This is a genomic window from Avibacterium sp. 21-594 (assembly GCF_026226815.1).
GTDB lineage: Bacteria > Pseudomonadota > Gammaproteobacteria > Enterobacterales > Pasteurellaceae > Avibacterium > Avibacterium avium.
Window position 1 is genome coordinate 1,789,437 of the sequence record NZ_JAKKOC010000001.1, and the last position, 22,850, is coordinate 1,812,286.

Below are 22,850 nucleotides of genomic sequence, written 5' to 3' on the forward strand. Positions count from 1 at the left end.
TCAATAACCAAAGTGGGCAATAAAAAGCCCGCTTTTTTCTTGCTTGCATTTGTGGAAAATTTACGCAAATAAATGAAAAAAGGCTTGAAAAAAATTAGCAACAGGGCTATGTTGTAGATGGACCTTTCAATCCTAAGTAGAAATACTTATCATCAAATAAGAGGTAAATGCTATGACTCTAAATATCACAAGCAAACAAATGGACATCACCCCTGCAATCCGCACTCACATTGAAGAAAGACTTGCTAAATTAGGAAAATGGCAAACTCAACTGATTAATCCTCATTTCATTTTAAATAAAGTACCAAAAGGCTTTGCGGTGGAAGCCTCCATCGGCACGCCATTTGGTGATTTGTTCGCAAGTAGCGAATCGGAGGATATGTACAAAGCAATTAATGAAGTAGAAGAAAAACTCGAACGCCAACTCAATAAATTGCAACATAAAAGTGAATCTCGCCGTGCAGAGGAACGCTTAAAAGATTCATTTAACTAAAAACTTTTCCATTTTAGCCCGCACTTTTGCGGGCTTTTTCTTTGTCTAAGCCCGCCTTTATTGTACAATACCGCCCTTATTTCGTTGGTTGAATCAAATTCAGCTGTAACCGTGGTTCGCAACCCTCCCACGCAAAAAAACTAGGACATCTTATGACAACATTCAAAAATCACAATCGCAAAGCGGTCGTTATCTTTTCTGGTGGGCAAGATTCCACCACCTGTTTAATTCAAGCTATTGCCGATTATGGTGTAGAAAATGTGGAAACCGTAACCTTTCATTATGGTCAGCGCCACGCCATTGAATTAGAAAAAGCCAAATGGATCACACAAGATCTTGGGGTAAAACAAACTTTCATTGATACTTCTGTGATCAAAGCGATTACCTCAAATGCCCTAATGAATGAAAACGCAGAAATCAAACAAGAAAAAGACGAGTTGCCAAACACCTTTGTGGACGGGCGCAACGCTTTATTTTTGCTTTACACTGCTATTTATGCCAAAGGGCAAGGTATTTCTGACATTATCACCGGCGTGTGCGAAACGGATTTCAGTGGCTACCCTGATTGCCGTGATGTGTTCATCAAATCAATGAACGTTACCCTGAATTTAGCGATGGATTACAATTTTAATCTTCGCACGCCGTTGATGTATCTCACCAAAGCGCAAACTTGGGCGTTAGCAGATAGCCTGGGTGCGCTAGATTATGTTCGCAATCATACCCACACTTGTTATCAGGGGGTGGACGGCGGTTGTGGCGAATGTCCAAGCTGCGTATTACGCAATAAAGGTTTAGACGAATATTTACAACAAAAAAGTGCGGTACAAAATGTTTAAAGTTTCTAAAGAATTCAGTTTTGATATGGCGCATTTGTTGGACGGACACGATGGCAAATGCCAAAACCTGCACGGCCACACTTATAAATTACAAGTGGAAGTGCAAGGGGAACTACACGCCAGTGGAGCGAAAAAAGGAATGGTGATGGATTTTTCTGATCTCAAACAGATCGTAAAAGAACAGATTCTCACCCCAATGGATCACGCCTTTATTTATGATGAAACTAGCGAACGCGAAAGTAAAATTGCACGGCTATTGCAAGATCTCAATTCCAAAACCTTTGCAATGCCCACGCGCACCACCGCAGAAGAAATGGCACGCTTTATTTTTCAACGCTTAAGTGAACACTTGCCGATTAGCGCCATTCGCTTGTGGGAAACGCCTACTTCATTTTGTGAATATCGGGAAAATTAATGGCGGGAAGATTAATGGCAGAACTGATTTCTAATCCAAGCTATCCCATTGTAGAAATTTTCCAAAGCCTGCAAGGGGAAGGCGCGAACACAGGAATGCCGAGCATTTTTATCCGCTTCGGCAAATGCAACTTGGCCTGTCCTTGGTGCGACACGCCCTACAATGATTTTGAGCCGTGGTCGTTACAGCAAATCTTAGCTAAAGTACGGTCGTTTTCGGCAAAAAATATTATCATCACGGGTGGCGAACCCACCATTCAGCCACAGCTGGTTTTGTTGCTTGATCAACTTAAGGCAGAGGGCTATTTTCTTGCCATTGAAACCAATGGATTAAAGCCTGTCCCTGCACAAATTGATTACATTGCCACCAGCCCGAAACGAGAGTATGCGCAGAAATATCGCCAACGCTGCATTGCGCAAGCCAATGAAGTGCGCATTGTGGCAGATGCCGATGTGCAAGAATTTTGTGCATTAATTGAAAGCCAAATTCAAGCGCAGCATTACTACCTTTCCCCTTGTGAAATCAGCGGCGAAATGAATTTGCTCCACACCATTACGCAATTAGGCTTGCTAAATCAACGCCCGAATAAACCGAAATGGCAGTTGAGCATTCAAACGCACAAGCTGATTGGAATTGAATAAAATTGGATAAAAAAACACCGCACTTTCTGTTTATAACAAGATAAAGTGCGGTGTTTTTTTATGATAGTTTTTTTATTTGCTTAGACTTCTATTTACCTTGATTTTCTAAGTAAATCCACTCTGCTACTTGTTTGGCGAAATAGGTGAGAATGCCGTCTGCGCCTGCGCGTTTAAAGCACAGCAGACCTTCCATAATACATTCTTTTTCTTTCAACCAGCCGTTTTGAATAGCCGCCATATGCATTGCGTATTCACCCGATACTTGGTAAGCAAAGGTTGGCACGCCAAAGTGTTGTTTCACGCGGTACACCATATCCAAATAAGGCATTCCCGGTTTTACCATCACCATATCCGCGCCCTCTTGAATGTCTAATGCCACTTCTTGCAGGCCTTCATCGCTGTTAGCAGGATCGAGCTGGTAGGTTTTCTTATCGCCCCCTTTCAGGTTAGCTGAAGATCCCACCGCATCACGGAATGGGCCATAATAATTCGAGGCATATTTGGCAGAATACGCCATAATTTGCGTGTTGATAAAGCCTTTCTCTTCAAGTGCGGTGCGAATTTTGCCAATTCTTCCGTCCATCATATCACTTGGCGCAACAATATCAGCCCCTGCTTCTGCGTGGGAAAGGGCTTGTTTTACCAACACTTCCGTGGTGATGTCGTTGAGAACATAGCCGTCATCATCAATAATGCCGTCTTGTCCGTGTACCGTGTAAGGATCGAGCGCCACGTCTGTTAGCACGCCCAATTCAGGATACGCCGCTTTTAGCGCTTTGACCGCACGTTGTACTAAACCATTAGGATTGTAGGCTTCTTCCGCCATCAGGGATTTTTTACTTTGATCAATCACAGGGAACAAGGCGATCACGGGAACGCCATATTTGACTAACAATCCCGCTTCAATAAGTAACTGATCTAAGGTTAAACGCTCCACTTTAGGCATTGACGGCACAGGTTCGCGATAATTTTCACCTTCAATAATAAACACCGGATAAATTAAATCATCTGCCGTGAGCTTATTTTCTGCCATTAAGCGGCGACTGAAATCGTGCTTACGCATACGGCGTAAACGGCGTGCAGGAAAGCCTGTGAAAATTTGTTGAGTCATCATTATTCTCCAAAATCTCTTCGTTATAAGGATAACGGGCGAACACATTGGTTCGCCCTAAAACTAGTTGGAAAGAAATTATTCTTTGTGTTGTTGTGCTTCACTCTCGTTGCTGTCGGTGTCGCTGCCCGTGTCGTCATTATCTTCTTTCGGGCGATAAAAACGCGCAAATAATAACCCCACTTCAAATAATAGGCACATTGGAATAGCAAGCAAGGTTTGTGAAAAAATATCCGGCGGTGTAAGCAACATTCCCACCACAAAGGCGGCAACGATAATGTAAGGGCGTTTTTTCTTCAAGTCATCAATGGTGGTAACACCAGACCAACAAAGCAAAATAATCGCCACTGGCACTTCAAAACACACACCAAACGCAAGAAATAAGGTGAGAACGAAATCTAAGTAGCTACTAATATCTGTGGCAATGGCAACCCCTTCAGGTGCGGTTTTGGTGAGAAAACCAAACACGAGTGGAAACACCACATAATAAGCGAACGCTACGCCTAAATAAAACAGCACAGTGCTAGAAAATAACAGCGGATAAATTAAGCGTTTTTCGTGCTGATACAGTGCTGGCGCGATAAATGCCCACACTTGGTAAAGCAAGAACGGCACAGAAATAAACACCGCTACGACACCCGTTAATTTCAATGGGGTAAAGAAAGGCGTCGCGATATTAGTTGCGATCATACTCGCCCCTGACGGCATTACGCTGAGTAATGGCGAGGCAACAAAATTATAAATATCGTTGGCAAAATAAACCAAGCCTAAAAAGACCACCGCCACCACGAACACGCAACGCAACAAACGATCACGCAGTTCCAGTAAATGGCTAATTAAAGGTTGGGTTTCTTCAACAGTCATAAAATGCCTTTATGCTTTTTCTGATTGAGATTTTGTTGAAGGGGCAACATCAGCAAGGGTATCATCTTCAGGATAGTACGCACTGGTTAGCTCCAATTGAGATTCATCTTGCTCGGCAAGCTCTGCCATATCTGCAGGGGAAAGTGCGTTCTCTGGTGATGTATCACTTTGAGCGCTGTCGTGATGTGCGGTTTCTTGCGGAGAAATTTGTTCAGAATTTTGCACCGCACTTTTTAATTCTTGCACTTGATGCTCAAAGGACGTTTGCGTGCTTGCTGCTTTTTCTTCTAAATTGGCTTTAATTTTTTCCGCAGAAGCCTTTAATTCTTCCACCGTTTGGCTCAATTCAGGAGAAAGTTGCTGTAAATTAAGGTGTTCAGCTTTTTTGATGCTTTCCTGTAATTCCTGCAATTTCAGCTCTTGGCTCAATTCATTTTGAACATTCGCAGCTAAACCACGAATGGTGCGAACCCAGCCCATCACGGTACGAATCGCCACGGGCAAGCGTTTAGGGCCTAGCACCACTAAGCCCACAATAGAAATTAACAGTAATTCAGAAAAACCAATATCAAACACGGATTATGCCTGTTCTTTGTCTTTTACAGTTTCCGCTTTCGCTTGTTGTGCGTCATCGGCAATTTTTTTCGGCTCTGAAGCTGTTTCATCATCTTTCATTGCATTTTTAAAGCCTTTTACTGCAGTCCCTAAATCTGAACCCACATTACGCAATTTTTTTGTGCCGAAGAAAACTAATACAATTAACAAAACAATGAGTAATTGCCAAATACTTACGCCACCTAAACCCATTTTTTTACTCCTATAACTAACTTAATAAAATTGTGCCAAAATATAACTTTTTTATTCATCTTGAACAATAGACAATTTGCATTATTTCACATTTTATTGATTTATCGCCACATTTTGCCTTTAGCTAAAGGCTATGGCATTATCAACGCCATAAGCCAAAGCAGCCCACCGCCTGTTAATAAACCGATATTTGCCCATAAAGGCAAAGCGGAAAATTGCCATAATGTTCCCAAAAACAGCACTGTTCCCATTATCAGTGCAAGGGCTTTTTTCTGCCAGCGTTGCTGTTTTGCCAACTTTTTATTGATTTCGTGTAACTGCTGGCGAATTTGCGTTTGCTGTTTTAAGGCGTCCATTAAGGCCGCGGGGAATTGTGGCAAATGCTCAGTAATATAAGGCAGGCTAGCCTTTAAATTTTTCGCCAAGGCTTTCACGCCCATTTGTTCGTCCAACCAATTTTGTAAGAAAGGTTTAGCGGTATCCCATAAATCTAACTGCGGATAAAGCTGACGCCCTAAGCCTTCAATGTAAAGCAAGGTTTTTTGTAATAACACTAGCTGCGGTTGCACCTGCATATTAAATTCGCGCGCCACATTGAATAAATTGAGCAATACCTGCCCGAACGAAATTTCCGATAAGGGTTTGGCGAAAATCGGCTCGCACACTTCACGGAAAGCCTGTTCAAATTCATCAATATTGGTATCTTGCGGCGTCCAGCCTGCATCAACGTGCATTTGCGCCACTCGGCGATAATCACGGTTAAAAAAGGCGACAAAACTTTCTGCTAAATAGCGTTTATCGTTATCGTTCAAACGCCCAACAATACCGCAATCAATGCCAATATATTGTGGATTTTCAGGGTGTTGTGGATTCACGAAAATATTCCCCGGGTGCATATCCGCGTGGAAAAAGCTATCGCGGAACACTTGGGTAAAAAACACTTGCACGCCACGTTCTGCCAGTAATTTCATATCCGTGCCGTTGGCTTTTAGGGTTTCCACATCAGAAACGGGAATGCCGTAAATACGCTCCATTGTAATCACATTGCGATAGCAAAATTCTTGATACATTTCAGGAATATACAACATTGGACTATCGGCAAAGTTAGCTTTGAGCTTAATGGCATTGGCCATTTCGGTGCGTAAATCCAGTTCATCACGCAAGGTTTTTTCATATTCACGAATCACTTCCACTGCGCGAAGGCGATACCCTTCACTTGATAAACGCGGAATCCAACTGGCGAGTTTATACATCCAGCTTAAATCTGCTTCAATTTGTGGCTGAATATTCGGGCGTAGCACTTTCAGCACCACCTCTTTCCCTGCAAGGGGCTGTGCGGCGTTAAATCTTGCCGTATGCACTTGTGCAATAGAGGCGGAAGCAAGCGCGGTTTCATCAAAATCATCAAACCAAGTTTCTAATTTACCCCCAAAGGCTTGTTCAATTTGTTCACGTGCTAGCTTGCCGTCAAAGGGTTCAACTTGATCTTGCAATAATGCCAATTCATCAGCAATATCAGGGGGGAATAAATCTCGTCTGGTGGAAAGCATTTGCCCGAGTTTGATCCAAACTGGCCCAAGTTCTTGTAATGCAAGGCGTAAACGTAAACCAAAGGCGAGATCTTTATGCTGATTGCGTAGCCAAAATAAGGTTTTTCGCCAACAGCGCAAAGGTCGCGTGTAGGCGTTGTGGGGCAAGGCTTCATCAATGCCATAAATTAAAAAAGTGCGGATAATTTTGTATAAACGTTTGAAATCTTTAAAAGTCATCAGATTAAATTCGGTTCTTTTCAAGTTGAGCTAATTTTTGTTCTACAAGTGCGGTGTGTTTTTCCAGCGTTTTTACTTGTTCGCAAAAATCTGCAATGGCAAGGCTTGGCGAGATCACCGCCCATTCTTCCGTTAAACGCTCCCCCCAATATTGCTGGCTTTGTTGCAATTTTCTTTTTGCCATTTGAGCAAAATTGCGCAAAAAATTCACCGCACTTTGTGCTACCACATCACCCACAAAAGGGGAAAGCAGTTCGGCAGGATCTTTTTCTAAAAACTCCAACAAGGCAGTGAAATCTTGCAAGACTTGCAAATCTCCTTGTAGCTGAATGGATTGATCGTTTAAATGGGCGGATAGTTGCTGCTTGCTCGGCATTTGTAGCAATAGCTGCGCCTTGAGATTCACCGCACAATCCACTTCACCTTCATATTGATTGAGCAGATCAATGCGCTGCGGCGAAAAAACAAAATAAATCGGAAAATCAATTTGTTGCACATTGATTTTCAGCACCTTGCCGTTAAGTTTGCGTAAATAAATTTCGCTATGCGCGGTGCGTTTTAACAAATAATTTAGCAAGGATTCCAACGCACCGTTGAGCCATTGTGGCAGCATTAATTGTTGCAGAAAGTTCATTTTTTGCTCGCTTAAAATTTATAACCACGGTGCAACGCCACAATGCCCGCGCTGAGATTGTAGTAACTTACTTGCTCGAATCCTGCTTGCTCCATCATTGTTTTAAGATCTTCTTGTTTCGGGTGCATTCGGATCGATTCGGCTAAATAACGGTAACTATCGCCGTCATTCACCACCACTTCGCCGATTTTCGGCAAAATATTAAATGAATAAAAATTATAGATTTTGCTTAGCGGATCTAAAACCGGTTTGGAAAATTCCAACACCAACAAACGTCCACCGGGTTTTAGCACGCGAAACATTGAACGCAATGCTTTGTCTTTGTCTGTAACATTACGTAACCCAAAACTGATAATCACGCAATCAAAGGTATTATCGGCAAAAGGCAAGGTTTCCGCATTGGCTTGCACATAATTGATGTTGCCAATCACACCAAGGTTACGCAATTTTTCTCGCCCTACATTGAGCATAGAAGAATTAATATCCGCCAAAATCACTTGCCCCGTTTCCCCCACAATGCGAGAAAACTTGGCGCTGAAATCCCCTGTCCCCCCTGCCAGATCAAGCACTTTCTGCCCTTTGCGCACGCCGCTGCAATCAATGGTAAAGCGTTTCCAAACACGGTGAATACCAAAAGAAAGTAAGTCATTCATCAAATCATATTTGCCTGCCACAGAATGAAACACGTTAGCTACGAGCTTTTGTTTTTCTGCTTTCGCCACGGTTTGGAAGCCAAAATGGGTGGTTTCTTGCTCGTTATCAATAGGCGCTGCATTAGACTGCTCTACGTCAGTTTGCGCAAAGTGCGGTGCATTTTCTTGCTGTTTTTTGTGGGTGTTGTTGTGGGAAGTCATAACCTTGTCCGAAAATAATCTGAATGCTGCTTAGGATAACAAAAAATAGCGGATTTCTCCGCTATTTTTCCACTATTTTAGTGATTACTTTTGCTGTGCATCAGCTTTATATAATTTCTGCTTATAAGCATAGCTGCCCCACAAGGCGTAAGCTAAGGCTTCTTTTTTCATTGCTTCGGGAATTTCAGCTGGAATGAGCTTTCCTGCTTGCTCATCATAACGGAAGCCTTGTACAGGTTGATTTTGCTGTAAAATTGCCACATCGTCTCCTTTGCGATAAGCCATTGTGCGGTCAAATTGCATTAGCGCACGATTCGGGTCTTGCGGCTGGGTTAAATCATAACCGAGCATTGGATAATTGCCACTCGCTCCGATCAACGAAAGCAAGGTGGTCGGCATATCAATTTGACTCACTAAACGGTTATCACGGCGTGGTGCAATACCTTCCCCTAAAATCAGGGCTGGAATATGGAAATGCTTGATTGGCACTAAGGTGCTGCCATTCACGCGCGAATCGTGATCGGCAATCACTAAAAACACGGTGTCTTGCCAATAATTGGATTTTTTCGCTAATTGGAAAAAATACCCCAAGGCATAATCGGCGTATTTCGCGGCATTGTTACGGGTTTGCTTAGGCTGTTCATAAAGATCAATTTTGCCATCAGGAAACTCGAAAGGATCGTGATTGCTAGACGTAAACACCAGACTAAAAAATGGTTTACCATTTGTTTGCCACTGGCTAAATTGCTCATTGGCTTTGGCGAAAAGATCTTCATCGCTCACGCCCCAAGTGGCGGTAAAGCGTGGATTTTTATAATCTTTTTCATCAATAATGGTTTCAAAACCATTGCCATAGAAAAAACTCGCCATATTGTCGAAGTGCTTTTCTCCGCCATAGATAAACGAAGTTTGATAGCCTTGCTGTTTTAAGAAATCCGCAATGGTAAAGAAATTATTTTGCGAACCCGATAATTTCACCACCGAACGCGCTGGCGTTGGGGTAAATCCAGCGGTTACCGCTTCAATACCGCGCACAGAACGTGTACCTGTGGCATAAAGATTCTCAAACAACCAGCCTTCTTTTGCCAATTCATCAAAATGCGGAGAAAGGGGCTTGCCACCTAGGGTTTGGACGAATTGCGCACCAAGGCTTTCTTCCAAAATAATCACTAAATTTTTTGGCTTGCCTTGATAGCTCGCCACATTTTTCGTCATTGTTGGCAAGCTGTCAGAAATATAATCACTTTCAGGGCGGTTTCTCACTTGTTTCAACGTAGCGACTACTTCGTCCAGTGGCATTTTACCGTAAATTTCGGAAGAACGATCTTCGTCTTTCATTTGCTGAATGGCAAACATTACAGAATAGCTGGAATTTAATACCAAAGAATTCACTAAGGGATCAGAAGAAAATGCCACCATTGCAGGGTTAATACCGCGATGCTGAAAACTTGATCTCGCGCCAATAAAGGTAAGTACGCCGATAAGCAAGAACACCACTGGCCGCCAATACCATTTTGGATAAGACACATTTTTCCATAAATTAGCGGACAGTCGCCAGAAGCCATAAGCAAAAAGTGCGGTCAAAATTGGAGTTAAAATTAACGCCAGAATATGGCCGTTTGCGAGCATAGTAAACACTTCTTTCGGATTGACTAAATATTCTACAAACAAACGGTTTGGGCGGAAATCATAGGTTTCGATAAAAGCAGGTGTGGCAATTTCCATAAAAATAATAAACACACTACTTAACACGAGCCATACGCGCACGAAGTCATTTACCAGCCGTCCAATTGAGCCATTACCTGCAAAAAAACAAGTGAGCAAAATGGGCAAAGCAAATAACCAACATAGGCTTGCTACATCAATCCTGATGCCTTGTAAGAATAGCGGAATCCAGCCATCAACGGCGGAAATGCGATCTGCTTGCCAAATACCTAGCAATAATCGGCTTGCAGACAAAATAACTAAATTGATGAAAAAGAAAACAAAGAGCGGGTAAAAAATCCCGAGATATTTTTTGAGCGTATTCATAAAGTTCAAGATCCAAAAGAATGAATGAAAATTAGAAGAGATATTCGCAGGAAAGTTCAATCAATTTGCGGCTTTCTGCTTTATTTTTTGCAATAAAATAAATTCGCCCAAAAAATAATCCGCACTTTTGGCGGATTATCTAAAAAATTACGCTTTTACTCCAAGATTACCGATTTTTACGCCTAAAAATCCTAGCGCTACAGGATCAAGATATTCGCCTAAAAATTTGAATAATTCGGTTAAATCAGTAAAAGTGCGGTTGATTTTTACTTGATCTTCCACTTTGCGGGTGAATTCATAGGTGATCTTTTCCCCGTCAATATGGGCATCAAGCGTGATATAAATTTTCTCAAAAAAATGACTGTGCGCGCCTTCCTCACCGGGATCGCTAATTCGTACGTTCCATTCGTTGCTAAATAAACATTCTGTTCTGATTGACATAATGACTTCCTCTATTTGCTATTTTTGTTAAGAAAAACCCGATTATAAAATCTCTGTTGCCAAAAACTTGATAATCGGGCTTTTCAAAATATTTCCCTTGATGTTTCGCTTTTCGCTGATAACTGCCTTTGCCTTTTCGTTTCTTTTCAATGCGTTGGCGAAATAATTTGTCGGATAATAATGCCTGAATGGCGTTATCTCGGATTGTCCCTTTATTATGCTGATAGGTGGTGCAACCTTGCACGTCAGCAACGGGCGCAAAAGATTTTTTCTTTTTCATCATTGCCTCTCAATAAATAAAATGGGTAAAAATAATGCCCGCTCAATGATTATGGCGGAGCGGGCATTATTATAGCGAAGAAATTATAAAATTGCTAAAACACTTTCTGGCGGGCGGCCAATTTTGGCTTTTTCACCATTCACTACAATAGGGCGCTCAAGCAAGGCAGAATGCTGTGAAATAGCTTCCAGCAACTGTTCTTCGGTGAGCTCAGGATTATCAAGCTGCAAAGTGCGGTATAAATCATCCTTAGTTCTCATCATTTCTCGCACGCTGTTAAGCTGCAACTTTTGCGCGAGCTGTTGCAAGAACTCAACGGAATATTGCTTTTCTAAATAAAGCTCGATTTCAGGCTCAATCCCCTGCTGTTGTAATAAGGCAAGGGTTTCGCGGCTTTTGGAACAACGTGGGTTGTGATAAATTTTAACAGTCATAGAAAATTCCTTTTATTAGGGGCTGTTGATAATTCATTTTACATTTGAGCTGGTAGCTATTTTTTGTGAGAACAAGGCGAACGGGGGGAAGTTTAGCTATTCTAAACGAACCGCGTTCAACACAGTTATCACAAAAAATAGTTCCAGCCCTTTGGGTTAGGTTTAAAATTAGCACACTCTTTGTCGTCATTCTCAATCGCTGCGATTGTGCTAATTTTAAACAATAACTCAAATGCAAAATGAATTATCAACAGACCCTCATATAAATCCCCCTGATTTTACCTTATAATCAGCACAAATTCTCGCCGAAAGGAGCTTTTATGTTAGAAATGTTGAAAAATTGGTATAAGCGCCGATTTAGTGATCCGCAGGCAATGGCATTACTCGCCATTTTGCTGTTTGGCTTTATCGCCATTTATTTTTTTAGTGATTTACTTGCGCCGTTATTGGTGGCCATCGTACTGGCTTATTTGCTGGAAATGCCAATCCGCGTGTTAAATGAAAAACTCAAATTCCCCCGCTTACTAGCCACCATTTTAGTGCTTGGCGGCTTTATTAGTATTGTGCTGATTATCGCGCTGGTACTCATTCCGACACTGGTTAATCAAACTATTAACTTGTTTAGCGAACTGCCACATATGTTTAATTCGCTTAATGATTGGTTGCGTTCTTTACCTGAAAATTATCCACAAGTAGTGGATTACCAAATGATCGACAGCTTTTTCACTAGCGTGAAAAGCAAAATTTTAGGCTTTGGCGAATCAGCGCTTAAACTCTCAATTTCTTCCATTATCAGCCTTGTGAGCCTAGGCATTTACGCTTTCCTTGTGCCATTAATGGTATTTTTCTTATTGAAAGATAAACAAGAATTACTCACGTACATCAGCGGATTTCTGCCACGCAACCGCAAACTAGCCGATAAAGTATGGCAAGAAATGCAAAAACAAATCGCAAATTATATTCGCGGCAAAATTATTGAAATTCTGGTGGTTGGCGTGATTACTTATGCAATCTTCCTATTTTTCGATCTACGCTATGCCTTGTTGCTCGCCGTTGCCGTGGGGCTATCCGTGCTAGTGCCTTATGTGGGCGCGGTGTTAGTCAGCATTCCCGTGGCGTTAGTGGCAATGTCGCAATTCGGCATTACCCCGACTTTCTGGTCATTAATCGCCGCTTATGTGATAAGCCAAATTTTAGACGGAAACTTGCTTGTGCCATTTTTATTCTCTGAAGCGGTAAACCTTAATCCGCTGACCATTATTGTCGCCGTGCTGATTTTTGGTGGATTATGGGGCTTCTGGGGCGTGTTCTTTGCGATCCCGCTTGCAACCTTAGTCAAAGCCGTGGTGCATTCTTGGCCTTCCGATGAAAGTGCGGGGCAAAATTAAGGGATTTTTATCTCAAAAACGCCCATACAAAAGTGCGGTAAAAATTTTTAACTTTTTATTTGCATAGTTATGCAAAAAATATTAATATTATTTCAACTTTAAATTTAGAGCTAACAACAAAAATGACCATTAGTGTAAAAAATCTCAATTTTTTCTACGGTTCATCACAAGCCCTGTTTGACATTAACTTAACGGCGGAAGATGGCGATACCGTGGTTTTATTAGGGCCAAGTGGTGCGGGGAAAAGTACGCTGATTCGCACCTTAAACTTATTAGAAGTGCCAAAGTCTGGTGAGTTGGTGATTGCCAACAATAAATTTGATCTTTCTGCGGCAACGGCAAATCCAAAACAAATGCGTCAATTACGCCAAGATGTGGGAATGGTATTCCAGCAATACAATCTATGGCCGCATTTAACGGTTATTGAAAATTTAATCGAAGCGCCCGTAAAGGTGCTTGGATTAGATAAAGAAACGGCGAAAAAACAAGCTCTTGAATTGCTTGCCCGTTTACGTTTAGAAGAATTTGCTGATCGCTTTCCATTGCATCTTTCTGGTGGACAGCAACAGCGTGTGGCGATTGCGCGAGCATTAATGATGAAACCGCAAGTTTTATTATTTGATGAACCAACCGCAGCGCTCGATCCTGAAATTACGGCGCAAGTGGTGTCCATTATTCAGGAATTACAAGAAACAGGCATTACTCAAGTGATTGTTACCCACGAAGTTTCTGTGGCACAGAAAGTGGCAACCAAAGTGGTGTATATGGAAAAAGGCCATATCATCGAAATGGGCGATGCAAGCTGTTTTATGCAGCCTAAAACAGAACAATTTAAACAATATTTATCTCATTCACATTAAGGAATTACACAATGAAAAAATTACTTTTAGCAACCCTTTTAGCAAGTTCAGCAGCAATGGCGCAAGCACAAGATATTACTTTTGCAATGGAGCCAAGCTATCCGCCATTTGAATTAACCAATGAAAAAGGCGAAATCGTTGGTTTTGATGTGGATATTGCCAACGCAATTTGTAAAGAAATCGAAGCTACTTGTCATTTCAAAAGCCAAGCTTTTGACGCGTTAATTCCAAGCTTAATTAAAGGCCGTGGGTTTGATGCTGCAATTTCAGCTATTGATATTACCGAAGCACGCGCAAAACAAGTGGCATTCAGCCAACCTTACTACGAAAGCTCAGCAAGTTTCATCGCAGTAAAAGGCAAAGCAGATTTAGCTACGGCGAAAACCGTGGGCGTGCAAAATGGGACAACTTACCAACAATATGCTAACGCAGAAGCTAAACAATACACGGCAAAATCTTACGCAAGCCTGCAAGATGCGATTCTTGACTTAAAAAATGGACGTATCGATTTGATCTTCGGTGATACTGACGTATTGCGTGATATGTTCGAGAAAAACCCAGAATTAACTTTCGTAGGCGAGCGTGTTACGGATAAACGTTACTTCAACAACGGTTTAGGTATCGCGGTAAATAAATCTAACACTGCGTTAGTAGAAAGCCTAAACAAAGGTATCGAAGCCATTAAAGCAAACGGCGAATACCAAAAAATTTACGATAAATGGATGACTAAATAATCGCTATGTTTGTGGATTATCTTCCTTTAATGTACACCGCAACCCTAATGACCTTAGGGTTAGCGGTGTGTTCCTTATTATTAGGGCTCGTTTTATCGCTCATTTTTGTTAGCCTAGAAATGAGCAAATGGCAATGCGTGCGTAAACCGAGCGCTGTTGTCATCACCCTTTTGCGTGGCTTGCCTGAAATTTTGGTGGTTTTCTTAATTTATTTCGGCATTCCTGAAGTGTTGGAATTAATCACTGGAAAATATTTGGAACTTAGCCCATTCTTTTGTGGGGTGTTGGCGTTATCCATTATTTTTGCTGCCTATGCTTCGCAATCCTTGCGTGGTGCCATTCAAGCCATTCCCCTTGGGCAATGGGAATCAGGCGCGGCCCTTGGTTTAAGCCGTAGCTATACCTTTTTGCATATCATTATGCCGCAAGTTTGGCGACACGCTTTACCGGGCTTGAGCAATCAATGGTTAGTGTTATTAAAAGATACAGCCCTCGTTTCATTGATTGGGGTACACGATTTAATGCGTCAAGCAGAATTAATTAACACAAGAACCCACGAACCCTTCACTTGGTATGGCTTTGCTGCATTAATGTATTTAGTGATTACGCTTATCAGCCAAGTGCTAATTCGTAAGCTAGAATGGCGTTTTACCCGCTTTGAAAGAGGAGTGGAATAATGATTCACGATTATTTCATCACCATCGCACAGGGGATTCCTACAAGCCTATTGCTTACGGTTTCTGCGCTCTTTTTTGCGTTTATTTTAGCCATTGCTTTAACCTTTATTCTTGCAATGGAAAATAAACTGCTAAAAAGTGCGGTGAATATTTTCCTAACTTTATTCACTGGCACACCGCTATTAGTGCAATTCTTCTTAATTTATTACGGCCCAGGACAATTCCAATGGATCGTAGAAAGCCCCGCTTGGGCGCTATTGTCTAATGCGTGGTTTTGCGCAATGCTCACCCTTGCGCTAAACAGTGCGGCTTATTCCACACAATTATTTTACGGCGCAGTGAAAGCGATCTCAAAAGGACAATGGGAAAGTTGCGCAGCGCTTGGCTTAAGCCGTTGGCAAACGCTGAAAATCTTAATTCCTTATGCCTTAAAACGCGCCTTGCCGTCTTACAGCAATGAAATCATTTTGGTATTTAAAGGCACATCGCTTGCTTCAACCATTACCATTTTAGATATTATGGGCTACGCAAGACAGCTTTACGGCACAGAATATGACGCACTCACCATTTACGGCATCGCAGGTGTCATCTACCTTGCCATTACAGGCATCGCCACATTATTACTACGCAAACTAGAAAATAGAGTGTTGGTGTTTGAAAGATTGGAAGTGGAAAAAAGTTAATTTTTCATCTAAAAACGGATCGCAATGATCCGTTTTTTTACACGATATAAATTCATTATTCCCATTCTTATAAGGCACATTGCTACCTTTATTTATCTCGCATTAATTTTAGTACGACTACTCAGGGGAACTATTAGGGATCTAAATATGCTTAATTAAAATAATAAACTGTTATTTACTAGGTGAATAGAGAGAAAAACTAACTAACTGTTTTTATTGATCTTTTTAAAAGATAAAGGTTATTTATAAGGTTGGCTGGTGCCCCCAACAGGACTTGAACCTGTGACCAATCGATTATGAGTCGACTGCTCTAACCGACTGAGCTATGGGGGCGGTGAGAACGGCAAGATTATAGGCGAAAGTGATGCTAAAGTCTAGAATATGGCTGTTAGGCGGCGTAATTTTCGCCAATTTTAATTTGCATTTAGCTCGTCTTTTGATTAATAAATCGCATTCCTTCTGGCGAGACTTCTAGCACAGAAGAAGTTTCGCCCCAATCGCCCAATACAATTCGTTCAAAGTGCGGTGGGATTTTATGCAAATTTTGCCGATGCGTATGTCCGTGGATCAGCTGCGGAACGTTAAATTGTTGCATTGTTTGCAACACAAAATCCGCATTCACGTCCATAATTTGATTGGATTTATGTTGCTTATCCTGTTTGCTTTTAGCACGAATTTTTTCGGCAATTTTTAACCGCACTTTTAAAGGCAGATGTAAAAAAAGCCATTGACGCCATTTTTGATGCACTTTTTTACGATAGCGTTGATAAGCCACATCATCAATGCAAAGGGTGTCGCCGTGGCAAAGCAAGGTAGGCGTGCCATATAAATCAATCACTTGATAAGTTGACAACAGCGTTAAACCGCAAGATTGGGCAAATTTTTTGCCGATAAGAAAATCGCGATTGCCGTGCATAAAATAGCATCTCACGCCGTTTTCCGTTAAATGGCGAATTTGCTGTTTCACCAAATCAATCAAAGGGGAATGCTCATCATCACCAATCCAAAAATCAAAAAGATCGCCTAAAATATACAAACTTTCCGCATCTTTGGCTTGATTTTGCATAAAATCCACAAAAAGTGCGGTTAAATCTGGGCGATTTTCGCTTAAATGTAAATCTGCAATAAAATAGGTCTTTGCCATTGTTGAATATCTTTGGGAAGAATGAAATTGCTTGATAGCCTAGCATTTTTTTAGCGGATTGATACAAATATTTGCGGATTTTCGCTATACTTGTGCAAATTTTTTTCAGGGTATGTGTTTATGCTAAAACTTCTTCGCATTATTGTGGTTGTGCTATGCTGTATTTTAATTTGTTTGCTCGGCACGATTTATTCTCTCATTCGTTTCAGAAATCCAAGTAACGTGGGTGATGTAGCGCGTTGCTTCGGGCGTTTGTATCCCCTTTTCGGTTTGCAAGTGGAACATCGTTTCCCTGCCAATGCGGAAAATATCGGGCCGTGTATTTACATTGGTAATCACCAAAATAACTACGATATGGTCACCATTTCTTATATGGTGATGCCACGTACCGTGAGTGTCGGGAAAAAAAGCCTGATTTGGATCCCGTTCTTTGGCATTTTATATTGGGCATCGGGTAACATTTTTTTAGATCGTGATAACCGTTCCAAAGCACATAGCACAATGACTCAACTGGCTGAACGTATTAACCGTGATAAGCTTTCTATTTGGATGTTCCCTGAAGGCACGCGTAGCCGTGGACGTGGTTTACTGCCATTTAAAACAGGCGCGTTTCACGCTGCCATTGCCGCTGGCGTGCCGATTGTACCAGTGGTTTGTTCCACCACGCAAAATAAAATCGATCTTAACCGTTGGGATAATGGCAAGGTGATCTGTGAAATGTTGCCACCTGTGGATACTTCGGCTTACACCAAAGACAATGTGCGTGAATTGGCGAGCTATTGCCATTCTTTAATGCAACAACGAATCAACGAACTTGATGCGGAAATTGCCGCCAGCCAAGCTCAACAAGACGCAACAAAATAAAATGAATCATTTTTCTCGCCGTCAATTTTTTAAAACTGCCCTCACTGCTGGGGCTTTTTCAGCCATTCCTGCGCCATTATGGGCGGCTGATCGCCAGCCTTTAAGCGTTCCCCCATTAATGGAAACTCGCCGTGGCAAGCCTGTTTTTTTAGAAATAAACAGCGCGCAAACCCAATTAGAGCGGGGAAAAGCCAGCGAAGTGTGGGGATTTAATGGTAATTATTTAGGCCCAACATTAAAAATGCGCCAAGGGGATTTTGCCAAGCTGAACTATCGCAATAGCTTGTCGCAAATGGTGGCGCTAGCCATTCAAGGACTGCAAGTGAGCGCTGAATCACTGGGTGGCGTATCTCACCCTTTCAAACAAGGACAAGGCTGGTCGCCTATTCTGCCGATCACTCAGCCTGCTTGCACTTGCTGGTATTCCGCTTGCACCTTAGGGCATTCCGCGTATCAAACCTACCGCGGCTTGCTCGGACTGTGCATTATTGAAGATAACGAAAGCCGTAAATCAAGCTTGCCACAAAAATATGGCGTAAACGATATTCCTTTGATTTTGCAAGATATGCAATTAAATGATGAAGGGGTGCAATTATTCCAACAAAATCGACCGCACTTTTTTGGCAATCGTTTATTTGTCAATGGGCAAGAAGCGCCTTATTTAGAGGTGCCACGCGGCGTTGTGCGTTTACGTTTGCTGAACGCTTCCCTTTCACGCCGTTATGAATTACGTTTTGATGACGAGCGCGATTTCCAACTCATCGCACTTGATCAAGGCTTTTTACCACAAGCGAAAACCACAAAGGTACTTTTTCTTGCACCGGGCGAACGTGCTGAAATTCTTGTTAATCTCAATGAGGGGGAAAACGCCACCTTAATTGTGGGGAAAAAACGAAATTTCTTCAGTAAACTCACAGGCTTTTTCGCCAGCGATGAAGAATTGCTCGACAACACAGTGCTTGAGCTACGCCCACAAGGCTTAAGCAGTGCCTTTGCACAAAACAACACAATGCAGTTTAACACCGATGCACCGCAAGCATTAAAGGCGGAAGTTCGCCGTGAACGTCAGTTCCAACTTGATGCGAATAATGGAATGCTCAATCAACAACGTTTCGATCCTAGACGCATTGATGTAAATGCCGAATTAAACAGCACGGAACGCTGGACAATCACGAGCAACGAACCTGCAGGATTTAAAATTCAGGGGGCAAAATTTATCATTGAAAGCATTAATGATAAGCCTGTGGCAGAAAACGATCTTGCGTGGAAAGACAGCCTGTGGATTGAGGGCAAAGTGCAGATTTTAGTTCGCTTTCAACAGCCGTCTTCTAACGGCCACCCTTTCACCTTTGGCGCGGCAGATCTGATGGCAGCAGACAAAGGTTGCTTAGGCTTAATGGTGGTGCAATAAAAGAAATAACGCCAAGTTATGTGATATGCGCCTTTAATCTAAAAGTGCGGTTGAATTTTTGTGAATTTTTTTGTTAAATCAAACAAGATTTAGGAAGTTAAAATCAGTTAAGGTTTCGTTATGTGTCAGCTATTAGGAATGAATTGCAATACGCCCACCGATATTGTGTTCTCTTTTGAAGGATTTCGCCGCCGCGCAGGGCTTACCGATAGCCATTCTGACGGTTTCGGCATTGCCTTTTTTGAAGGCAAAGGCGTGCGTATTTTTCGCGATAACCAAGCCGGGCATAGTTCCCCCATTGCAGATTGCGTAAAACAATACCACATTAAATCTTTCAACGTGATTGCCCACATTCGCAAAGCCACACAAGGCAAGGTAACCATTGAAAACACGCACCCATTTATTCGTGAAATTTGGGGCGAAAACTGGGTATTTGCGCACAACGGCAATCTGACGAGTTTCCCTGATATGTCGGAAAGTTTCTGCCAGCCCATTGGCTCCACCGACTCAGAAGCCGCTTTTTGCTATATGGCTGAACAGTTAAAAAATCGCTTTCGTAAAAAGCCCACAGAAGAACAAATTTTCCAAGTCATTCAAGAAATTACCAAAGAATTAACGCAAGGTGGCACGTTTAATTTTATTCTCTCAAACGGGGAATGGATGATCGCCCACTGCTCCACCAATTTGCATTACATCACACGCAAAGCCCCTTTTGGTACAGCGCAACGCATTGATGATGACGGCGTGATCGACTTCCGCCAACATACCACAGAAAAAGATAAAGTAACCATTATTACCACCTTTCCACTTACTAAGAATGAAACCTGGACAAAAATGGAACACGGCGGTTTTGTATTTTTCAAAGATGGCGATAAAGTTTACGAAGTACTTGGCATGCCAAAAGAAGCCATTGATGATGGCACATTAGGTGATGCGCGAAAAATCGCCTGTGGCTAATCTTGGACTTTAAATCATTATCCATAAAAAAAGAGCGGTAATTTTCACCGCTCTTTTTCTTGCAACGTTCACTAAATTAGTGTTTACCGCCACAGCAACCACCACCATGATGGTCGTGATCGTGGTCGTGATGATGGTGATGACCGCCACAACCACAACCGTGGCCTTGTTCATCGCTATCACCGTGTCCACCGCAGCAGCCACCTTCTTGGTGAATATGCCCGTGTGCAATTTCTTCTAAGGTCGCTTCACGAGTTCCTACCACTTCTACATCGAATAATAACTCTTGACCAGCAAGCATATGGTTTCCATCAACCACCACATCATTATCACCCACTTCGGTGATCACCACTGGCAATGGGCCAACATCGGTTTCCGCGATAAAACGCATTCCTGCAACCAATTCATCTACGCCAACAAATACATCTTTTGGCACACGTTGCACTAAATTTTCGTTATATTCACCATAACCTTCTTCTGGTTTGACACGAACCTCAAATTTATCACCAACAGATTTACCTTCAAGGGCTTTTTCTAACCCAATCACTAAATTGTTATGTCCTTGTAAATACTCTAATGGTTGGTTTGCTGGCGCTTCATCTACAAGCACACCATCTTGAGTACGAACTTGGTAAGCAATGCTCACCACTACATTTTTTGCAACTTTCATCTTAGACCTCAATTGCTAGTTAAAATATGCCTCATTGTATCGAAAATGGCGCAAGCTGTCATTATTCCTGAATAAGCTGAATTTTCGCCTCAATACTTGCGCGCACATTCGCTTTGCCATTACTAAGCTGAACCTCGCTTGAAGCAGGACTGGCCATTTTTGCCATTGCCACATAAGGGCGAGCCACAAAACGCCCACTTTCCATCGGGGTACGAATATTCAAATTCACAATTTGATACCCTTTCGCCCCTAAAGATTGCTGAATTAACGTGGCTTTGCGGTTTAGTCGCGTCAGCGCTTGTTGCATCATTTCATCTTCTACTTGACTAATCGCCGCAGAAGAAACTTCAGAATCCACATATTCGATCGCTAAAATGCCATTTAGCTCAGTGATCGCTTTTGACAAACTTTCGCTATTTTTGCTTTGTAAGGCTAACTGCCCGCGCGCAACCCAGCCATTTTGCTTACCTTTATCATCATAGCGAATCTGCGTGCTACGCGAATTATCACGCAATTCCACATCAGGGTAAGCTTTCAAAATCTCAAAAGCACGATTAATTTTTTTGCTCACTTCATTATTTGCCGCCGCTAAATCTTTATTTTCCGCTTGTGTAAATAACGTGGCTTTTAACAAATCGTGCGAAATCTCCTGCTCCACCTCCACTGAAAAACTAACGATATTCTGTTTTTCTAGGGATTCTGCTGAAAATGCCGTCAAAGGCAAGGCCAATAATACTAATGATAAATAACCTAAACGCATAAAATTCCTTATTGTTACAATAAAATGGGTTCTGTACATAGACAATGGTTAGCTAAAATAGTTCCCCCTAATCCATTGCTAAATCCTTTCTGACTATTTTATTACAGATAAAAATATGCTAAAAATTCACCGCACTTTTCACAACTTTTTCATACACTGAGCCATCAAAATGACAATTTCTGCTGATAGCGTAATAAAACAAATCGCGCAAAAATATCAAATTCAGCCCGAATATTTATGGAAACAATTTCCCCAATATGCAGTTTTCCGCCATATCAAGAACCGTAAATGGTTCGCTATTTTAATGAATATCAGCGCTGAAAAAATCGGCTTAACCAGTTCGGAAATCCTTTGGGTGCTAAATGTCAAAGCCGCTCCTGAAATGATTGGCGCACTACGAATGATAAAAGGAATTTATCCCGCCTATCATATGAATAAAACTCATTGGGTAAGTTTAAATCTCACTGAGATTGATGAGAAATTGTTATGGGAGCTGGTGGCGGAGAGTTTTGGCTTGATATAAAATAAATAGAGAGCGTTCCCCTAGCTTGCAATCAAGGTAGCTCCCCTACTCCACCTTAAACCGATAAATCACCTGATTTGCCGATCCACGCCAAATAAGCGAGGGATCGGCTTGTTCTTTGATAAATTTGCCGTCAATGAGAACATCAATATAAGGCAGCATTTGGCGTTGGAGATCGTTAAGTTCGGCGAGTTTGTAGCCTGTCCAAAGCCAAATGTCTTTATCTGGGCATTCCCTTTTGACGCGTTTGACTAAGGCGAGCAAGGTCGGCACGTTGCGGGGGTGTAAGGGATCACCGCCTGATAAGCTAAGCCCTTGCCGTTTAATGCGTTGATCTTGTAGATCGCGAATAATTTGATCTTCCATCGCTTTATCAAAGGGAACCCCTGCACTGAATGACCAGCTTTTTTGGTTGTAACAGCCTTTGCAAGCGTGTTCGCAGCCGCTCACAAATAAAGTGCAACGCGTGCCTTCGCCGTTTACGATATCAACGGGGTAATATTGGAGGTAGTTCATAAATATTTATTTTTATTCAGGTTAATTTCTTGTTTCTTTGTGATTAATAACGG

28 protein-coding genes, 1 tRNA gene and 1 riboswitch are annotated in these 22,850 nt (G+C 42.0%); of the genes, 13 read left to right on the plus strand and 16 right to left on the minus strand.

What is annotated here, in order from left to right; all coding sequences use genetic code 11:
• Window positions 1–172: 172 nt before the first annotated feature.
• The 4 genes from raiA (at window position 173) to L5B76_RS08565 (ending at window position 2,385) form a co-directional block, all read left to right on the plus strand.
• Window positions 173–493 (plus strand): ribosome-associated translation inhibitor RaiA, encoded by a 321-nt coding sequence (gene raiA / locus L5B76_RS08550; protein WP_115249105.1) that lies wholly within the window; start codon window positions 173–175, stop codon window positions 491–493.
• Between the two features lie 105 nt (window positions 494–598).
• A riboswitch (PreQ1 riboswitch) is annotated at window positions 599–643 on the plus strand.
• 2 nt (window positions 644–645) lie between these two features.
• Entirely contained in the window at window positions 646–1,329 is a 684-nt protein-coding gene (gene queC / locus L5B76_RS08555) for a 7-cyano-7-deazaguanine synthase QueC (protein WP_265755066.1), read from the plus strand.
• Window positions 1,322–1,744 carry a 6-carboxytetrahydropterin synthase QueD gene (queD, locus tag L5B76_RS08560; RefSeq protein ID WP_265755067.1) on the plus strand — a complete coding sequence of 141 codons (423 nt, stop codon included), beginning with the start codon at window positions 1,322–1,324 and terminating at the stop codon, window positions 1,742–1,744. Before queC ends, queD begins: the two co-directional genes overlap by 8 nt.
• Window positions 1,745–1,758: 14 nt before the next feature.
• Window positions 1,759–2,385: a 7-carboxy-7-deazaguanine synthase QueE gene (locus L5B76_RS08565; RefSeq protein ID WP_265755068.1), complete on the plus strand. Its 627-nt coding sequence runs from the start codon at window positions 1,759–1,761 to the stop codon at window positions 2,383–2,385.
• Between the two features lie 88 nt (window positions 2,386–2,473).
• Here L5B76_RS08565 and hemB read toward each other — a convergent pair whose 3' ends face one another.
• From hemB to arsC, 11 genes are all read right to left on the minus strand, one after another.
• Window positions 2,474–3,496, minus strand: coding sequence for a porphobilinogen synthase (hemB, locus tag L5B76_RS08570; protein ID WP_265755544.1), 1,023 nt, complete (start codon window positions 3,494–3,496; stop codon window positions 2,474–2,476).
• 78 nt (window positions 3,497–3,574) lie between these two features.
• Window positions 3,575–4,360, minus strand: coding sequence for a Sec-independent protein translocase subunit TatC (gene tatC, locus L5B76_RS08575; protein ID WP_265755069.1), 786 nt, complete (start codon window positions 4,358–4,360; stop codon window positions 3,575–3,577).
• Between the two features lie 9 nt (window positions 4,361–4,369).
• Window positions 4,370–4,936, minus strand: a complete 567-nt coding sequence (gene tatB, locus L5B76_RS08580; RefSeq protein ID WP_265755071.1) for a Sec-independent protein translocase protein TatB — start codon at window positions 4,934–4,936, stop codon at window positions 4,370–4,372.
• 3 nt (window positions 4,937–4,939) lie between these two features.
• Window positions 4,940–5,167 (minus strand): Sec-independent protein translocase subunit TatA, encoded by a 228-nt coding sequence (gene tatA, locus L5B76_RS08585; RefSeq protein WP_265755072.1) that lies wholly within the window; start codon window positions 5,165–5,167, stop codon window positions 4,940–4,942.
• Window positions 5,168–5,298: 131 nt separating this feature from the next.
• A complete protein-coding gene (ubiB, locus tag L5B76_RS08590) occupies window positions 5,299–6,936 on the minus strand; it encodes a ubiquinone biosynthesis regulatory protein kinase UbiB (RefSeq protein ID WP_265755074.1) in 1,638 nt (545 codons plus the stop codon).
• 4 nt (window positions 6,937–6,940) lie between these two features.
• Window positions 6,941–7,570, minus strand: coding sequence for a ubiquinone biosynthesis accessory factor UbiJ (locus L5B76_RS08595; RefSeq protein ID WP_265755075.1), 630 nt, complete (start codon window positions 7,568–7,570; stop codon window positions 6,941–6,943).
• 11 nt (window positions 7,571–7,581) lie between these two features.
• Window positions 7,582–8,424 (minus strand): bifunctional demethylmenaquinone methyltransferase/2-methoxy-6-polyprenyl-1,4-benzoquinol methylase UbiE, encoded by an 843-nt coding sequence (ubiE, locus tag L5B76_RS08600; protein WP_265755076.1) that lies wholly within the window; start codon window positions 8,422–8,424, stop codon window positions 7,582–7,584.
• Window positions 8,425–8,508: 84 nt separating this feature from the next.
• Entirely contained in the window at window positions 8,509–10,455 is a 1,947-nt protein-coding gene (locus L5B76_RS08605) for an LTA synthase family protein (RefSeq protein ID WP_265755077.1), read from the minus strand.
• A gap of 147 nt (window positions 10,456–10,602) precedes the next feature.
• Window positions 10,603–10,896, minus strand: coding sequence for a DUF5377 domain-containing protein (locus L5B76_RS08610; RefSeq protein WP_103853438.1), 294 nt, complete (start codon window positions 10,894–10,896; stop codon window positions 10,603–10,605).
• Window positions 10,868–11,179 (minus strand): alternative ribosome-rescue factor A, encoded by a 312-nt coding sequence (locus tag L5B76_RS08615; protein WP_103853437.1) that lies wholly within the window; start codon window positions 11,177–11,179, stop codon window positions 10,868–10,870. Before L5B76_RS08615 ends, L5B76_RS08610 begins: the two co-directional genes overlap by 29 nt.
• Before the next feature lie 80 nt (window positions 11,180–11,259).
• The gene (arsC, locus tag L5B76_RS08620; RefSeq protein WP_265755079.1) at window positions 11,260–11,610 is read right to left on the minus strand and encodes an arsenate reductase (glutaredoxin); all 351 of its coding nucleotides are present in this window, start codon (window positions 11,608–11,610) and stop codon (window positions 11,260–11,262) included.
• 320 nt (window positions 11,611–11,930) lie between these two features.
• On the opposite strand from arsC, the gene L5B76_RS08625 reads away from it, so the two are divergent.
• The 5 genes from L5B76_RS08625 (at window position 11,931) to artM (ending at window position 15,952) form a co-directional block, all read left to right on the plus strand.
• Entirely contained in the window at window positions 11,931–12,998 is a 1,068-nt protein-coding gene (locus L5B76_RS08625; RefSeq protein ID WP_265755080.1) for an AI-2E family transporter, read from the plus strand.
• Between the two features lie 122 nt (window positions 12,999–13,120).
• Window positions 13,121–13,858, plus strand: coding sequence for an arginine ABC transporter ATP-binding protein ArtP (gene artP, locus L5B76_RS08630; protein WP_126373306.1), 738 nt, complete (start codon window positions 13,121–13,123; stop codon window positions 13,856–13,858).
• An 11-nt stretch (window positions 13,859–13,869) separates the two neighbouring features.
• The gene (locus L5B76_RS08635) at window positions 13,870–14,592 is read left to right on the plus strand and encodes a lysine/arginine/ornithine ABC transporter substrate-binding protein (protein ID WP_103853430.1); all 723 of its coding nucleotides are present in this window, start codon (window positions 13,870–13,872) and stop codon (window positions 14,590–14,592) included.
• Between the two features lie 5 nt (window positions 14,593–14,597).
• The gene (gene artQ / locus L5B76_RS08640; protein ID WP_103853429.1) at window positions 14,598–15,269 is read left to right on the plus strand and encodes an arginine ABC transporter permease ArtQ; all 672 of its coding nucleotides are present in this window, start codon (window positions 14,598–14,600) and stop codon (window positions 15,267–15,269) included.
• A complete protein-coding gene (gene artM, locus L5B76_RS08645) occupies window positions 15,269–15,952 on the plus strand; it encodes an arginine ABC transporter permease ArtM (protein WP_265755081.1) in 684 nt (227 codons plus the stop codon). Before artQ ends, artM begins: the two co-directional genes overlap by 1 nt.
• Window positions 15,953–16,208: 256 nt before the next feature.
• Here artM and L5B76_RS08650 read toward each other — a convergent pair.
• Together L5B76_RS08650 and lpxH are read right to left on the minus strand one after the other, a co-directional pair.
• Window positions 16,209–16,285 (minus strand) — tRNA-Ile (locus tag L5B76_RS08650).
• Between the two features lie 91 nt (window positions 16,286–16,376).
• Complete coding sequence (gene lpxH, locus L5B76_RS08655; RefSeq protein ID WP_265755082.1) at window positions 16,377–17,096, minus strand: UDP-2,3-diacylglucosamine diphosphatase; 720 nt, start codon at window positions 17,094–17,096, stop codon at window positions 16,377–16,379.
• A gap of 120 nt (window positions 17,097–17,216) precedes the next feature.
• Here lpxH and L5B76_RS08660 point away from each other — a divergent pair, with 120 nt between their 5' ends.
• The 3 genes from L5B76_RS08660 to L5B76_RS08670 all read left to right on the plus strand — a co-directional run bounded on the left by L5B76_RS08660 (window position 17,217) and on the right by L5B76_RS08670 (window position 20,328).
• On the plus strand, window positions 17,217–17,960 hold the full coding sequence (locus tag L5B76_RS08660) for a 1-acylglycerol-3-phosphate O-acyltransferase (RefSeq protein WP_115249089.1): 744 nt from the start codon (window positions 17,217–17,219) through the stop codon (window positions 17,958–17,960).
• A gap of 1 nt (window position 17,961) precedes the next feature.
• Entirely contained in the window at window positions 17,962–19,371 is a 1,410-nt protein-coding gene (locus tag L5B76_RS08665) for a multicopper oxidase domain-containing protein (RefSeq protein ID WP_265755545.1), read from the plus strand.
• Between the two features lie 120 nt (window positions 19,372–19,491).
• Window positions 19,492–20,328, plus strand: a complete 837-nt coding sequence (locus L5B76_RS08670; RefSeq protein WP_265755084.1) for a class II glutamine amidotransferase — start codon at window positions 19,492–19,494, stop codon at window positions 20,326–20,328.
• Between the two features lie 76 nt (window positions 20,329–20,404).
• Here L5B76_RS08670 and slyD read toward each other — a convergent pair whose 3' ends face one another.
• Together slyD and L5B76_RS08680 are read right to left on the minus strand one after the other, a co-directional pair.
• Window positions 20,405–20,998: a peptidylprolyl isomerase gene (slyD, locus tag L5B76_RS08675; protein WP_194750318.1), complete on the minus strand. Its 594-nt coding sequence runs from the start codon at window positions 20,996–20,998 to the stop codon at window positions 20,405–20,407.
• 61 nt (window positions 20,999–21,059) lie between these two features.
• A complete protein-coding gene (locus L5B76_RS08680) occupies window positions 21,060–21,758 on the minus strand; it encodes an SIMPL domain-containing protein (RefSeq protein WP_265755085.1) in 699 nt (232 codons plus the stop codon).
• 169 nt (window positions 21,759–21,927) lie between these two features.
• Here L5B76_RS08680 and L5B76_RS08685 point away from each other — a divergent pair, with 169 nt between their 5' ends.
• Window positions 21,928–22,281, plus strand: a complete 354-nt coding sequence (locus L5B76_RS08685) for an MmcQ/YjbR family DNA-binding protein (protein ID WP_265755086.1) — start codon at window positions 21,928–21,930, stop codon at window positions 22,279–22,281.
• Between the two features lie 45 nt (window positions 22,282–22,326).
• On the opposite strand, the gene nrdG is transcribed toward L5B76_RS08685, so the two are convergent.
• Window positions 22,327–22,797, minus strand: coding sequence for an anaerobic ribonucleoside-triphosphate reductase-activating protein (nrdG, locus tag L5B76_RS08690; RefSeq protein ID WP_265755087.1), 471 nt, complete (start codon window positions 22,795–22,797; stop codon window positions 22,327–22,329).
• Window positions 22,798–22,850: the final 53 nt, after the last annotated feature.

Bases quoted from the DNA above. Each gene is read 5' to 3' on its own strand.
- tatC (WP_265755069.1), bottom strand. From the start codon at position 4,360: ATGACTGTTGAAGAAACCCAACCTTTAATTAGCCATTTACTGGAACTG.
- artM (WP_265755081.1), top strand. From the start codon at position 15,269: ATGATTCACGATTATTTCATCACCATCGCACAGGGGATTCCTACAAGC.
- nrdG (WP_265755087.1), bottom strand. From the start codon at position 22,797: ATGAACTACCTCCAATATTACCCCGTTGATATCGTAAACGGCGAAGGC.
- artP (WP_126373306.1), top strand. From the start codon at position 13,121: ATGACCATTAGTGTAAAAAATCTCAATTTTTTCTACGGTTCATCACAA.
- artQ (WP_103853429.1), top strand. From the start codon at position 14,598: ATGTTTGTGGATTATCTTCCTTTAATGTACACCGCAACCCTAATGACC.
- L5B76_RS08685 (WP_265755086.1), top strand. From the start codon at position 21,928: ATGACAATTTCTGCTGATAGCGTAATAAAACAAATCGCGCAAAAATAT.
- L5B76_RS08625 (WP_265755080.1), top strand. From the start codon at position 11,931: ATGTTAGAAATGTTGAAAAATTGGTATAAGCGCCGATTTAGTGATCCG.
- arsC (WP_265755079.1), bottom strand. From the start codon at position 11,610: ATGACTGTTAAAATTTATCACAACCCACGTTGTTCCAAAAGCCGCGAA.
- L5B76_RS08595 (WP_265755075.1), bottom strand. From the start codon at position 7,570: ATGAACTTTCTGCAACAATTAATGCTGCCACAATGGCTCAACGGTGCG.
- ubiB (WP_265755074.1), bottom strand. From the start codon at position 6,936: ATGACTTTTAAAGATTTCAAACGTTTATACAAAATTATCCGCACTTTT.
- L5B76_RS08665 (WP_265755545.1), top strand. From the start codon at position 17,962: ATGAATCATTTTTCTCGCCGTCAATTTTTTAAAACTGCCCTCACTGCT.
- L5B76_RS08610 (WP_103853438.1), bottom strand. From the start codon at position 10,896: ATGTCAATCAGAACAGAATGTTTATTTAGCAACGAATGGAACGTACGA.
- L5B76_RS08670 (WP_265755084.1), top strand. From the start codon at position 19,492: ATGTGTCAGCTATTAGGAATGAATTGCAATACGCCCACCGATATTGTG.
- L5B76_RS08605 (WP_265755077.1), bottom strand. From the start codon at position 10,455: ATGAATACGCTCAAAAAATATCTCGGGATTTTTTACCCGCTCTTTGTT.
- hemB (WP_265755544.1), bottom strand. From the start codon at position 3,496: ATGACTCAACAAATTTTCACAGGCTTTCCTGCACGCCGTTTACGCCGT.
- ubiE (WP_265755076.1), bottom strand. From the start codon at position 8,424: ATGACTTCCCACAACAACACCCACAAAAAACAGCAAGAAAATGCACCG.
- queD (WP_265755067.1), top strand. From the start codon at position 1,322: ATGTTTAAAGTTTCTAAAGAATTCAGTTTTGATATGGCGCATTTGTTG.
- L5B76_RS08615 (WP_103853437.1), bottom strand. From the start codon at position 11,179: ATGATGAAAAAGAAAAAATCTTTTGCGCCCGTTGCTGACGTGCAAGGT.
- L5B76_RS08660 (WP_115249089.1), top strand. From the start codon at position 17,217: ATGCTAAAACTTCTTCGCATTATTGTGGTTGTGCTATGCTGTATTTTA.
- L5B76_RS08680 (WP_265755085.1), bottom strand. From the start codon at position 21,758: ATGCGTTTAGGTTATTTATCATTAGTATTATTGGCCTTGCCTTTGACG.
- L5B76_RS08565 (WP_265755068.1), top strand. From the start codon at position 1,759: ATGGCAGAACTGATTTCTAATCCAAGCTATCCCATTGTAGAAATTTTC.
- lpxH (WP_265755082.1), bottom strand. From the start codon at position 17,096: ATGGCAAAGACCTATTTTATTGCAGATTTACATTTAAGCGAAAATCGC.
- raiA (WP_115249105.1), top strand. From the start codon at position 173: ATGACTCTAAATATCACAAGCAAACAAATGGACATCACCCCTGCAATC.
- tatA (WP_265755072.1), bottom strand. From the start codon at position 5,167: ATGGGTTTAGGTGGCGTAAGTATTTGGCAATTACTCATTGTTTTGTTA.
- L5B76_RS08635 (WP_103853430.1), top strand. From the start codon at position 13,870: ATGAAAAAATTACTTTTAGCAACCCTTTTAGCAAGTTCAGCAGCAATG.
- slyD (WP_194750318.1), bottom strand. From the start codon at position 20,998: ATGAAAGTTGCAAAAAATGTAGTGGTGAGCATTGCTTACCAAGTTCGT.
- queC (WP_265755066.1), top strand. From the start codon at position 646: ATGACAACATTCAAAAATCACAATCGCAAAGCGGTCGTTATCTTTTCT.